At 70.1% G+C, this 12,382-nt stretch carries 11 protein-coding genes and 3 pseudogenes; 8 read left to right on the top strand and 6 right to left on the bottom strand.

The window, feature by feature from the left end; genetic code table 11:
* Positions 1 to 606: 606 nt before the first annotated feature.
* Positions 607 to 891, top strand: a pseudogene (locus tag P2L57_RS09360) (endo alpha-1,4 polygalactosaminidase); the annotation flags it as partial.
* A gap of 61 nt (positions 892 to 952) precedes the next feature.
* On the opposite strand, the gene P2L57_RS09355 reads toward P2L57_RS09360, so the two are convergent.
* Both P2L57_RS09355 and P2L57_RS09350 read right to left on the bottom strand, forming a co-directional pair.
* Complete coding sequence (locus P2L57_RS09355; protein ID WP_275811340.1) at positions 953 to 2,029, bottom strand: alpha/beta hydrolase; 1,077 nt, start codon at positions 2,027 to 2,029, stop codon at positions 953 to 955.
* A 274-nt stretch (positions 2,030 to 2,303) separates the two neighbouring features.
* Positions 2,304 to 2,669, bottom strand: coding sequence for an arsenate reductase family protein (locus P2L57_RS09350; protein WP_275811336.1), 366 nt, complete (start codon positions 2,667 to 2,669; stop codon positions 2,304 to 2,306).
* A 73-nt stretch (positions 2,670 to 2,742) separates the two neighbouring features.
* Between P2L57_RS09350 and P2L57_RS09345 the strand changes: the two genes are divergently transcribed.
* The 3 genes and pseudogenes from P2L57_RS09345 to P2L57_RS09335 all read left to right on the top strand — a co-directional run.
* Positions 2,743 to 3,054: an ArsR/SmtB family transcription factor gene (locus P2L57_RS09345; protein ID WP_275811334.1), complete on the top strand. Its 312-nt coding sequence runs from the start codon at positions 2,743 to 2,745 to the stop codon at positions 3,052 to 3,054.
* A complete protein-coding gene (locus P2L57_RS09340) occupies positions 3,051 to 3,464 on the top strand; it encodes an SRPBCC family protein (protein ID WP_275811331.1) in 414 nt (137 codons plus the stop codon). The genes P2L57_RS09345 and P2L57_RS09340 overlap by 4 nt, the downstream gene beginning before the upstream one ends.
* Positions 3,465 to 3,506: 42 nt before the next feature.
* Positions 3,507 to 3,740 (top strand): annotated as a pseudogene (locus P2L57_RS09335) (AAA family ATPase); the annotation flags it as partial.
* A 95-nt stretch (positions 3,741 to 3,835) separates the two neighbouring features.
* On the opposite strand, the pseudogene P2L57_RS09330 reads toward P2L57_RS09335, so the two are convergent.
* From P2L57_RS09330 to P2L57_RS09320, 3 genes and pseudogenes are all read right to left on the bottom strand, one after another.
* Positions 3,836 to 3,946 (bottom strand): annotated as a pseudogene (locus P2L57_RS09330) (DNA polymerase beta superfamily protein); the annotation flags it as partial.
* A 176-nt stretch (positions 3,947 to 4,122) separates the two neighbouring features.
* The gene (locus tag P2L57_RS09325) at positions 4,123 to 4,665 is read right to left on the bottom strand and encodes a cupin domain-containing protein (protein WP_275811328.1); all 543 of its coding nucleotides are present in this window, start codon (positions 4,663 to 4,665) and stop codon (positions 4,123 to 4,125) included.
* A 41-nt stretch (positions 4,666 to 4,706) separates the two neighbouring features.
* Positions 4,707 to 5,918, bottom strand: coding sequence for a cytochrome P450 (locus tag P2L57_RS09320; RefSeq protein ID WP_275811325.1), 1,212 nt, complete (start codon positions 5,916 to 5,918; stop codon positions 4,707 to 4,709).
* Between the two features lie 336 nt (positions 5,919 to 6,254).
* On the opposite strand from P2L57_RS09320, the gene accD reads away from it, so the two are divergent.
* The 3 genes from accD (at position 6,255) to P2L57_RS09305 (ending at position 10,220) form a co-directional block, all read left to right on the top strand.
* On the top strand, positions 6,255 to 8,156 hold the full coding sequence (gene accD / locus P2L57_RS09315; RefSeq protein ID WP_308292448.1) for an acetyl-CoA carboxylase, carboxyltransferase subunit beta: 1,902 nt from the start codon (positions 6,255 to 6,257) through the stop codon (positions 8,154 to 8,156).
* A gap of 19 nt (positions 8,157 to 8,175) precedes the next feature.
* Positions 8,176 to 8,757, top strand: a complete 582-nt coding sequence (gene accB / locus P2L57_RS09310) for an acetyl-CoA carboxylase biotin carboxyl carrier protein (RefSeq protein WP_275811322.1) — start codon at positions 8,176 to 8,178, stop codon at positions 8,755 to 8,757.
* A gap of 83 nt (positions 8,758 to 8,840) precedes the next feature.
* Positions 8,841 to 10,220, top strand: coding sequence for an acetyl-CoA carboxylase biotin carboxylase subunit (locus P2L57_RS09305; protein ID WP_275811319.1), 1,380 nt, complete (start codon positions 8,841 to 8,843; stop codon positions 10,218 to 10,220).
* A 26-nt stretch (positions 10,221 to 10,246) separates the two neighbouring features.
* Here P2L57_RS09305 and P2L57_RS09300 read toward each other — a convergent pair whose 3' ends face one another.
* Positions 10,247 to 10,675, bottom strand: a complete 429-nt coding sequence (locus P2L57_RS09300) for a DoxX family protein (protein WP_275811316.1) — start codon at positions 10,673 to 10,675, stop codon at positions 10,247 to 10,249.
* 175 nt (positions 10,676 to 10,850) lie between these two features.
* Here P2L57_RS09300 and lpdA point away from each other — a divergent pair, with 175 nt between their 5' ends.
* Positions 10,851 to 12,251, top strand: coding sequence for a dihydrolipoyl dehydrogenase (gene lpdA / locus P2L57_RS09295; RefSeq protein ID WP_275811312.1), 1,401 nt, complete (start codon positions 10,851 to 10,853; stop codon positions 12,249 to 12,251).
* Positions 12,252 to 12,382: the final 131 nt, after the last annotated feature.

Below are 12,382 nucleotides of genomic sequence, written 5' to 3'. Positions count from 1 at the left end.
TCGGCATCGCCGCGAGTGCTGGGTGCGGCTCCGCTGACGACCACGCGGCCGTGCCCGTTCCCGGCTGCCCGCCCGCCGGGGCGGCCGACGGTTCCCCCGTCATGGCCGGTGGATACTGATCCGATTTTCCTGTGAATTCTCTGTGAGTTCCGGATTTCGGGCGGCGTGTGGCTCATTATGGCCGTCGCTTGATCCTTTAACGAAAGCGCGTTCCACCGCGCGCCGGGTGCGCCGCCGCATGTCATCCGGGGGCGCGATCGACGGCATCACGGTGCGTGTGGAATGTGAAGTGGGCGCCGGTGCTGGACACTTCTCGCTACTTCCGCCGAACGGCAGCGCACAGTTCCCCGAGCGCCGCGGAATGTGACCGGCGAGCGCGGGTATGACCCGCGCTCGGCCGCTGCTGTCCACCGGAATTGGGGGATTTCCGGTAGCGCAGGACTGCGCATCGCACGTCCCGGAAGCACCACGGGATCCACTTCACCGAGCAGCCACGCCGGTCTTTGGCGTGCCTGCCCGCACCGTTGACCGGAGCAGCGTCGACACCATGGCCTGGAAAACGCGTGCCGTCGCACTGTCCGCCGTCACCGCGCTGTTGGCCCGCGGCGCGCGACCGCCCGACTCGCCGACGAGCGGGGGATGGCGGTGGGGTTGAAGAACGACCTTCCGCAAGTCCCGCAACTGGTGGGTGACTTCGACTTCGCGGTCAACGAGCAGTGCGCCCAGTACCGGGAGTGCTCAGCGCTCGCGCCCTTCGTGCGGGCCCGAAAGGCGGTGTTCCACGTCGAGTACGAGCTGGCTCCGCACGACTTCTGCCCCACCGCGCGACGCCTGCGCCTGAGTTCCCTGCGGAAGCACACCGATCTCGGCGCCTGGCGGCGGCCCTGCTGACCGTACACCGAGGGCCTGCCCGGCCGTTGCGGCGGGACAGGCCCTCGGGAGATGCGATGGGTCAGCCCTGCGGCAGGGAGTTGACCGAAAGTCGCTGGTCCAGCCAGCGGACGGCCTGCGGGTATCCGCTGGTCTGGGTGGTGGCCTGCGGGAGGGAGTCGACCTTGGTGGGCGACTTGGCGCTCTGCTTGAACTGCGCGGTGGGCCCGTCGCTGCCCGCGACCAGCAGGGAGACCGGGGGCGCGGGCATGTGCTGCAGCCGCCAGATCAGCTCGCTCTCGTTCTTGACCTGGGCGTTGCCCGCGTAGAGGTCACCGCTCCTGCCGTCCTGCCGGGGCGAGTAGGCCGCGGCGGACAGGCTCGCGCCCGCTCCGAAGCGGGTCGGGTTGGTCATGGGGAGCTTCAGCGCGCAGTAACCGCCGGTGGCGTCGCCGAGGGTGCCCCAGGAGCCGGGGGTGCCGCTGGTGCGGTACTGACCGGCGACCGCCATCGGCAGGTCCTGGTTGAAGAAGGCCAGTGCCTGCGGGCCGCCCGGGACGTCGACGCAGTCGATGTCCCGGCCGGGGACGAGGGCGGGGCGCAGCATGACGTAGATGGTCGGCTTGATCTTGTTGGCGGCGATGTCGGCGGCGACGGTGCGGGGCAGTGCCCCGCTCGGCTGGCCGCTGAGGGCGACGACGACCGGGAACGTGTCGTTCTGGTGGGCCTTCTGGAAGTACTGCGGCGGCAGGTAGACGAAGCCGTCGGTGGTCAGCCCGGAGGACGGGCCGTGGAAGGTGACCTTCTGGACCGTACCGGCCTGTGTCCTGCCACCCGACAGGCCCGCATTGATGGTGCCCTTGACGGTGACGGTGACCGGACGTGCCCCGCCGGGGCCCGCGGTCAGCACCTGCTTGCCCGCGGAGGTGCCGAGCAGATCGGTCCACGAGGAGTAGAAGCCGAAGCTCTTGTTCGCTCCGACCAGGATCACGCCCAGGATCGCGATCTGCGTCGCCGCGATCAGCCCGAGGCGGCCGAGCCACTGAACCGGGCCCTTCTTCGCGGCACGCGGCCACAGCCACAGCGCCAGCGCGACCACCGCCAGCGCGGTGATCACCAGCACTATGAGGAACACATTGGACGTGAGTCCCACAGTCATCGCTCTCTCTTGGAGTAATCCTTCCAAAGAGAGGATAGAAATCCGCCCTGATCGGTTTCCTCAGCGGGGGGCGAGATTCCCCCCATGAGCGGACACCGCGACTGCCCCGGGCAGCGGGATGGCGGGCCGCCGGAGCGGCGGCATCAGTGGGCGCTGATGAGCGGCGCCTGCGTCGGCACCGTGGGCGCCGAGGCCGCGGCCGGCGCCTGCCGCTGGACACCTCGCCCGGACGGCGCCGCCGCTGATCGTCCGCTAGCCGCAACCCGCAACCCGGCTACCCGCGTCGCGCGAGCGCGTCGCGTACCGCGTCCTCGCTGCGCGCCACCGATGCCGTGCCGTCGTCCGCCGTGATGATCGGGCGCTGGATCAGCCGCGGATGCGCGGCCAGCGCCTCGATCCACCGGCCGCGCGCCCCGGGATCGCGCGGCCACTCCTCCAGCCCCAGTTCCTTGGCGTCCGGCTCCTGCGTACGCACGATGTCCCACGGCTCCAGGCCCAACCGGTCCAGCACCTCCCGTAGCTCCTGGGCGCTCGGCGGGTCGTCCAGGTAACGGCGCACCGTGTAGTCGGCGCCTTCGTCGTCCAGTAGCCGCACTGCCGAGCGGCACTTGGAGCACGCGGGGTTGATCCAGATCTCCATGCGCACACCCTAGACGGCCGGATGTGTCGGAACTCTTTGACGTGTCGGGATTCTCCGACGTATCGTCGTGGCCGTGCCAACAGACGTCTTCAGCGCACTGGCCAACCCGGTGCGCCGCAAGCTGCTCGAATCACTGCGCGAGGGACCGCGTGCGGTCAACGATCTGGCCGGCCAGTTCGCGTTGAGCCGACCGGCCGTGTCCGAGCACCTCCAGGTGCTCCGGCACGCCCACCTCGTACGAGAGGAGCCGAGGGGCCGCCAGCGGTACTACCACCTGGTGGCCGATCCCCTCGCGGAGGTGCACGACTGGCTGCACCCCTTTGAGCACTACTGGCGCGAACGACTGCGCTCGCTGCGTGACCTACTCGACGAGGAGAACCCATGACCGACCCCGCCGTCATCCACTGCGACCAGTTCCTGGCCCATCCGCCCGCCGTCGTGTGGCGCGCGCTGACCGATCCGCAGTGGCACGCGCGCTGGTGGGCCGCGGGCGACGTCCGGCCGGTCGTCGGCCACCGCTTCGCCCTCGACATGGGGCCCTGGGGATCGCAGCCGTGCGAAGTGATCGCGGTCGAGCCACAGCGCATGATCCGCTACAGCTTCGCCGAGGGCTCCCTCGACACCACGATCACCTGGCGGCTGGAGCCCGAGGGCGACGGCACCCGGCTGCTCCTTGAGCACGCCGGATTCGACCTCGACTCCCCCATGGGCAAGAAGGCGTTCGACGGCATGGGCGGTGGCTGGCTCGGCGTACTGCGCGGCATCGGTCCGGCACTGACGAGCCTGACCGCCTGACACCGGTCGGCAACCGTTGCGCCGCGCACGTACGGTGGTGCGATGCGTGTGGGGTCGAAGAGGACGCGGTTGATCGTGCTGCGGGGCAACTCGGCCTCGGGGAAGTCCACGGTCGCCCAGCAGGTGCGGGACCACTGCGGCCCCGGCGTGGCCCTCGTCGGACAGGACACCGTCCGGCGCACGATCCTGCGGGACGAGGATGTACCGGGGGCGGCCGCGATCGGGCTGATCGACGTCGTCGCCCGCTACGCGCTGGACCACGGCTACCACGTGGTCGTCGAGGGGATTCTGTCCGCCGCCCGATACGGAGCCATGCTCCAGGCCCTGCGGCGTGACCACATCGGCCACAGCCGCTTCTACAACCTGGTGACATGGAACGCCTCGGTGGGTGCCGCGAAGACACCGAGCCGGTCGATGTCGGAGCCCTTGTGGGCGAGACCGTAGGCGGTGGAGCCGACGGTGCCGGACAGCAGGACGTGCATGGTTGCTCCGCTGGAAGGTCGGTGACGGGCAGGAGGAGGAAGACGGCCCGGCGGCGCGATCGGCTCCACCGCGGGCCGGATTTCCCGCACCAGCACCACGCCCCGGCCGCAGAGTCGACCGGGGCGGACTTCACCAGCCGCACGCCGTCACACCGATGGCGTGCGCCGGCCCGGCGTCACCCGTGCCGGGTGCGCAACGGTGTCAGCTGGTGGATGTCGTAGCACGCGCGCAGTTCCGCGATCGCCGCCATGTCCGGTGGGCCGTCGCACGACAGGATCTCCAGCAACTCCTCGAAGTAGCGCTCGTGCGCGGGGGGCGGAGAGGCCTGGAAGAGCATCCTGGCCTCCTTGTCCGTCGGATTGGCGAAGGCATGCGGGCAGCCGGGCGGCACATGGGCCACGGTGCCCGGGGTGGCGCGTACCGGCCGCATGCCGGAAGAAGACTCCCAGGTCCGCCAGCTGTCCGGGGTGCGGACCCGGGGCTCGAAGGCCAGCAGGTCCAACTCGCCCTCCACCACGTAGAACAGTTCCTCGCTGTTGGCGTGCACATGGGCGCCCACGTCGAACCCGGGGGGCACGACCACTTCGAACAGCGAGCCCGCCGTACTGCGCTCGCCGGTGACCTTGAACGTGACCGCCTGGGCGGTCGTCACCAGCGTCCGGCCCTCGCCCGGCGGCACCACCAGCCCCTCCAACGCATTCACTGTGAGCGTGCTCATCGTGTCCTCCACCTCACTTCAGCGGGTTGCGGGAAGGCACCTCACCAGGCCACCGGAAGTGCTTCCGGCCCACGGATGAGCTCGCCACGCCGCCATCGGATCTCTTCCGGGGGAACCGCGAGCCGCAGATCGGGAAAGCGGTCCAGCAGCGCGCGGAGCATCACCTCGGACTCCATCCGGGCCAGCGACGCCCCGACGCAGTAGTGGGGACCGTTGCCGAACGCCAGGTGTGGATTGAAGCCGCGGTCGAAGTCGAGGGCGTGCGGGTCGTCGAACCGGTCCGGGTCCCGGTTGGCCGCGAGATACGAGGCGTACACCGGCTCACCACGGCGGATCGTCACCCGGCCGACGGGAATGTCCTCGGTGGCGACGCGCGCCATGCCCACCGCGTTCCGGTGCGGGATGAAGCGCAGCAGTTCCTCGACCGCCTGCGGCAGCAGATGCGGTTCACGGCGCAGCCGGGCGTACTGCTCGGGATGGGTGAGCAACAGGTAGACCATGTTGGCGCTGTTGAACCGCACCGAGTTCATCCCGCTGATCTGCATCAGGACCGCGAAGGCCACCAGTTCCCGGCGGGTCAGCTCGCCCTCGCGCTCGGCGGCGGCCATATGGCTGAGCAGATCGTCCTCGGGCGCCTCGCGCCGCCGGGTGGCCAGCGTGTCGAAGTACTCGCCGATCTCGTCCTTGGCCCGCTCGCTGCTGCTGCGACCGACGCCCGCGGAGATCACCTTGCGGGTCCAGTCCGCCATCTTCGGCCAGTCCTCCTCCGGCACGCCCATCAACTCGCTCATCCCGGCGAGGGAGAAGGGGGTGTTGAGGTGCGCCATCACATCGGCGGGCGGCCCGCACCGCTCCATCTCGTCGAGCAGGCCGTCCACGATCCGCTCGGCGTGCGGCCGCAGTTGCGCGATGCGCCGGGTGGTGAACACCTTCGAGACCGTCTTGCGCAGCCGGGTGTGCTGTGGCGGATCGGCGAAGCCCACCGCGTCGTCCAGCGGGATGAAGTGCGGGGCGAGCCGGGTGACGTTCCGCCCGACCAGGGCCTCCCGGCTCAGCCGGGGGTCGCAGGTGGCGAACTTGACGTCTTCGTACTTGGCCGCGAGCCAGGCCTCGCCCTCGCCGTGCGGCAGACGGATCCGGGCGAGCGACTCCTCCGCCAGCATCTCCTTCATCGCCGGGTCGAAGTCGAGGCCGTGCACATCGTCGACGGCCCAAAAACGTGCCGGCGGCGGGTCCATCGGCTGCCTGCTCATGGGATGCCTCCCGGGCGGACTTGCGACGTGCGCTCACGTCGCGGACTGATGCCTCGTCGAGTGGTGGGGTGAGTGCGGTACCGCCGACGGGTGGACTTCTCGCGGCATCCGCGGCCGGCAGCCGAAGGGCGGGGACGGGGGCGTACATGGACCGCGCCCGCACGGTGCGGCCCTGGCCAGGCCGGGGGACATGCCGCCCTCGGCACCGTAGGCGGGACGATCTCCCGGTCACCATACGGCAGGTCGCCCGGCGCCGCATGCGCACGTCCATGCGGCCCAGCCAGGGGCAACACGCTGAAGTTACTCCGGTTGCCGCACACCGAGCACCGGCGCATCATGATCGATGACCACGATATCCAGGACAGCGGTCGTGGTGGGCTGCGTCACCCGTACCGGGTGCGACACGGCGCACACACGGTCGCCAAGCCGCTCGGCGATGTCCCAGGTCGCCAGTGGCGTCCGACGGCCCGCGGATTCACCGCGGGCCGCAACCAGGAGATCGCGATGCTCCCTACTGAATCGCAACTCACAACCACCCAAGAGGCCCCAGACCCCACAGGAGTTGACTGGACGCGCTGCGGCCAGTGCCGAACCATCGTGTACGGCCGTCGGTTCGCCCGCGCGGCCAACACCTGCCCGGACTGCGGCTGGCACGGGCCGCTGACCGCCGCCGAGCGCCTGGAGTGGCTGTTGGGCCGCGAGAGCGCACGCTGCGTGCGGCCGGGCCGTACCACTGACGACCCGTTGGAGTTCACCGACTCCAAGCCCTACGCGCAGCGCCTGGAGCAGGCCCGCGAGACCATCGGGATCCCCTCCGCCGTCCTGGTCGGACAAGGCCGCATCGACGGCTGCCCGGTCGTCGTCGCGGCGATGGACTTCCGCTTCATGGGCGGCAGCATGGGCAGCGCAGAGGGTGAGGCGATCACCACGGCGGCCGAATGCGCCCTGGAACACCGGATCCCGCTCGTACTGGTGACCGCCTCCGGCGGAGCACGCATGCAGGAGGGCGTCTACTCCCTGCTGCAGATGGCCAAGACCGCCCAGGCACTGGCCGCCCTGGACGAGGCCGGGATCCTCACCATCAGCCTGATCACCGATCCCACCTACGGCGGTGTGGCGGCCTCCTTCGCCACCCTGACGGACATCGTCATCGCCGAACCGGGCGCGCGACTCGGCTTCGCCGGGCCGCGGGTGATCGAGCAGACCATCCGTCAGAAGCTGCCGGACGGGTTCCAGACGGCGGAGTTCCTGCTCGCCAACGGGCTCGTCGACGCGGTGGTTCCGCGCTCGCGGCAACGCGAAGTGCTTGCCACCCTGCTGCGCTCGTACAGCGGGCGGTTCGCTGACGCCCAGACCACGGCGCCAGCCGCGGAAGGCGAGGCGCCCGCCGCAGACAGCCGGCCCCCGGTCCTCACCGACCCCGGGCAACTGCCCCGGCGCGCCGCGTGGGACGTCGTACAAGTGGCGCGGAACATCAACCGGCCCACCACCCGGGACTACCTCAGCCACATCCTGGACGGCGACGGATTCCTCGAACTGCACGGCGACCGGCTGAGCGGCGAGTGCCCGGCGATCGTCTGCGGATTCGGCACGCTCGCCGGTCGGCCGGTGGCCCTCATCGGCAACCAGAAGGGCCACACCACAAGGGAGTTGGCCGACCACTCCTTCGGTATGGCCACACCGGACGGCTACCGCAAGGCAGCCCGGATGATGCGGCTGGCCGCGAAGCTGGGCCTTCCCGTGCTGGCGCTGATCGACACCCCGGGAGCGCATCCCGGCATCGAGGCCGAAGAGGGCGGGCAGGCGGTGGCGATCGCCGAGAACCTGCGCCTGATGGCCTCGCTGCCGGTTCCCGTGGTCGCGGTGGTGACCGGTGAGGGCGGTAGTGGTGGCGCACTCGCGCTCTCGGTCGCCGACCGCGTTCTGATCTGCGAGAACGCGCTCTACTCGGTGATCAGCCCGGAGGGCTGCGCGGCGATTCTCTGGCATGACCGCGGATCGGCCCCGGCCGCGGCGGAAGCGCTCCGCCTTGACTCCCGGTCACTGATGGAACACCGGCTCGTGGACGGTGTGGTACCGGAGCCGCAGGAGGGCGCCCACACCGATCACGCACAGGCCGCCGACCTACTGCGGCGGGCCGTCTCACACTGCCTGGACGAACTGTCGGGCAAGGACGGCGAAGAACTCATCCGGGACCGCAGAGCGCGGTTCCGGGGCATCGGAGCCACAGCCGGATGATCTTTACGGAAGGATGGTCATGACAGATTCCGTGTCAAGGCTCGACACACGCCACGGCGGCCACGACGGTCTGGGCAAACCCAGCCACACCCCCGAGGGCCTGGCCAGAAACGGCCCCGCCCACTCCGTGGAGCGGCTGGCGGAGACCGCGTCCCGACTGGCCGCGATGGTGCACGCGCCACTGCGTCGAGTCCGCATCCAGTACGGCGAGGCGGTCGTGGAGCTGGAGTGGCCGCAGGAGCACCCCGCGCCCGGCGAGGTGGCGCCGCGCGGCCTCGCCACGACCGCGCCGGAAGGCAGCCCGGAACCTGCCGCGCGCACCGATTCCGGCCAGTCGCAGCACCACCACGTCACCGCACCGATGGTCGGCAACTTCTACCACGCCCCCGAACCGGGTGCGCCGCCCTTCGTCAACGTCGGCGACCTGGTGGAGGAGGGGCAGGACATCGGCATCGTGGAGGCCATGAAGCTGATGAACCCGGTGCAGGCCGAATGCTCCGGCCGCGTCGTCGCCGTACTGGTCGAGGACGGCAACCCGGTGGAGTACGGACAGCCCTTGATCGCTCTGGAACCGACCGAGCCGGTCGAGGATCCCGAGTGACGCACACGGGGCGGAGGTAACGGGCGGGGGACGAACAACACGGCACGACGACAAGGCGTCTCACCGCCTGCGGAGGGAGCACCATGTTCAGGACCGTATTGATCGCAAACCGAGGCGAGATAGCCGTCCGGGTGGTGCGTGCCTGCCGGGAGCTGGGCATCCGCAGTGTGGTGGTGCACTCCACCGCGGATCGCGAGTCCGAGGCCCTGCGGCTGGCCGACGACGCCGTGCAGATCGGCCCGGCCCCGGCACGCCGAAGTTACCTCAACCCCGCGGCGGTGATGTCCGCGGCCCTGCGGGTGGGAGCCGACGCGATCCACCCCGGATACGGATTCCTCTCCGAGGACCCGGACTTCGCGGAGATCTGCACGGCGTACGGGGTGACCTTCATCGGGCCACCTGCCGCGCTGATGCGGCAACTCGGGGACAAGGCCGAAGCCCGCTCCATGATGGCGCAGGCCGGTCTGCCGACCCTGCCCGGCAGCGACGGTGCCGTACTTGACGAGGCGTCCGCCCAGCGGGTGGCGGAGCGCATCGGGTTCCCCCTGATCATCAAGGCGGTGGCCGGTGGCGGCGGCCGGGGCATGACCGTTGTCCGCCACCCGGACGACCTCGTCCCGGCCTACCGCAAGACCCATGCCGACGCGGTGGCGCTGTTCGGCGACGGCCGGGTCTACCTGGAGAGCTACATAGCGACCGCGCGCCATGTCGAGGTGCAGGTCATCGCCGACGGCCAGGGCAACGCGATCCACCTGGGCGAGCGCGACTGCTCGGTACAGCGGCGCCACCAGAAGCTGCTGGAGGAGACCCCGGCCCCCAACCTCCCCGCGGACCTCACCGACCGGATGAACGAGGTGGCGGTGCAGGGAGTACGGGCGCTCGGCTACACCGGGGCCGGTACCTTCGAGTTCCTGGTGGATGACGACGGCCGCTTCACCTTCATGGAGATCAACTGCCGAATACAGGTGGAGCACCCGGTCACCGAGCAGGTCACCGGCATCGATCTGGTGCAGGAGCAGATCAAGGTGGCCGCCGGTCTGCCGCTCTCACTCACCCAGCAGGATGTGACGCGGCGCGGCGTGGCGATGGAGTGCCGGGTGAACACCGAGGACCCCGACCGCGACTTCGCGCCCACCGCCGGCACGTTGACCGACTACCGGCCGCCCGGCGGACCGTTCACCCGGGTGGACTCCCATGCCTTCACCGGCTGGCGGGTTCCCGCCGACTACGACTCCCTGCTGGCCAAGGTCGTCGTCTGGGCCCCTGACCGGGCCAGGGCCCTGGTCCGGATGGACCGGGCGCTCGGCGAGATGGTGGTTGCCGGGCCCGGCGTGTGCACCACCTCCGAATTCCTGCGCCGGGTGCTGGCGGACAGCAGCTTCCGGGAGGGCAGTCACACCACGTCCATCGTGTCCCAGATGGCCGCCGCCGAGCGGAACCGGGCGGCGCTGGAGTGCAACTGATCCGGCATCGGGTCCGGTCGCCGGTGTCACGGTGACCGCCGGTTCTGCCGCCGGGCCGGGCCGTGGCCGCGCTGCTGCAGGGCGTCGACGGCGGTTACGCCGAGCGCTCCGAGCAGACTGAGGTTGGTCAGGAAGGCGTTGCGGTGCGCGGCTCGGCGTCCCTCGTCGTGCTCGGTCCAGAACGGGTGAACGACGGCCGTGGCACCCATCAGGCACACCCCGAGGACGACGGTTCCGGCCACCGGGGCCGCTCCGGTGGCCAACGCGACCGATCCGGCGAGCATCGCCGAGGCGGTGGCGTTGGTCGCCATCCGCCCGCGGGGCACCCCCAGCCGTTCCACGGCATGCGGCAGGTGCCCGGGGTTGCGCAGTGCGCTGACCCCTCCCACGAGGAAGCTGCTGGCGAGCAGCGATCGTCCGGCCCAACGGCAGGCCATGGCGGCACGGTGACGCATCGGGGTCATCCTCCTCTTGCGTGCTGCGGACTGGCTACCTGATCAGCATCACCACCCCGGGCCGACAGGGCGCGCTGGACTACGCCAACAGACCGACGGCCGGTGGCGCGTGAACATCCGCACAGCGTCGTGTGGCGGGGCCTGCACGGGCGGTTCGGCGCCTATCGTGGCGGGCATGAGTGGACACTTCGACGTCGTCGTACTGGGTGCCGGTCCTGGTGGATACACCGCAGCGGTCCGCTGTGCCCAGCTCGGGCTCACCGTGGCAGTGATCGAGGAGCGGTACTGGGGCGGGGTCTGCCTCAACGTGGGGTGCATCCCCTCGAAGGCGCTGCTGCGCAATGCCGAGTTGGCCCACATCTTCACCCAGGAGGCCAAGACGTTCGGCATCCGGGTCGACGGCAATGTGAGCTTCGACTACGGCGAGGCGTTCGCCCGCAGTCGGCGGGTGGCGGACGGGCGCGTCAAGGGCGTGCACTACCTGATGAAGAAGAACAACATCACCGAGTACACCGGCACCGGTACGTTCACCGACGCCAGCACGCTGTCGGTCAGGACCGCCGACGGCGCCACACAGACCGTCAGCTTCGACCACTGCATCATCGCCTCGGGTGCGACCACCAAGCTGCTGCCCGGTACCTCGCTGAGCGAGCGTGTCGTGACCTACGAGGAGCAGATCCTCAGCGAGGGACTGCCCCGCAGCATCGTCATCGCGGGCGCCGGGGCGATCGGCGTCGAGTTCGCCTATGTGCTGCACAACTACGGTGTGCAGGTGACGCTGGTGGAGTTCCTGGACCGGGTCGTGCCGCTGGAGGACGAGGAGATCTCGGCGGAACTCTCCCGCCGTTACCGCAAGTTGGGTATCAACGTCCTCACCTCGACCCGTGTCGAGTCGATCGACGACTCGGGGGAGCGGGTGTTGGTGCACGTCTCGACGGGCGGGCAGCGCCAGGTCCTGGAGACCGACAAGGTGCTGCAGGCGATCGGGTTCCAGCCTCGGGTGACGGGCTACGGCCTGGAGAACACCGGAGTCCAGCTGACCGAACTCGGCGCCATCGCCGTCGACGGCCGCTGCCGGACGAACGTCCCGCACATCTTCGCCATCGGCGATGTGACCGCGAACCTGATGCTCGCGCACGCCGCCGAGGCGATGGGCATCGTCGCCGCCGAGACCATCACGGACGCGGAGACCATGGAGCTTGAGTACGTCATGATCCCGCGCGCCACCTACTGCCAGCCGCAGATCGCCAGCTTCGGCTGGACCGAGGCCCAGGCCCGCGAACGAGGCTACGACGTCCAGGTGCAGAAGTTCCCCTTCACGGCGAACGGCAAGGCCCACGGCCTCGGCGACCCGGTGGGCTTTGTGAAGATCCTCTGCGACGCCCGCCACGGTGAACTGCTCGGCGCCCATCTGATCGGACCCGAAGTCACCGAACTGCTACCGGAGTTGACGCTGGCGCAGCAGTGGGACCTGACCGTCCATGAGGCCGCCCGCAATGTGCACGCCCATCCGACGCTTGGTGAAGCCGTGAAGGAGGCGCTGCACGGACTGGCCGGCCACATGATCAACATGTAGTCGGCGTCGTCGCGCTGGGCGCGGCGGGGGAGGGCGCGATCGGGGGGACGGCCATCGTCGTGGCCGTCCCCGAGCCCACTTCGCCCGGCGCGTGCGAGCCGCGTTCCGGATTGCGTTCGCGCGTCGCCGCT

It is taken from the genome of Streptantibioticus ferralitis, from assembly GCF_029223525.1.
Lineage (GTDB): Bacteria > Actinomycetota > Actinomycetes > Streptomycetales > Streptomycetaceae > Streptantibioticus_A > Streptantibioticus_A ferralitis.
Note: the sequence above shows the minus strand (reverse complement) of the source record. Positions and strands in the feature narration are given on the sequence as shown.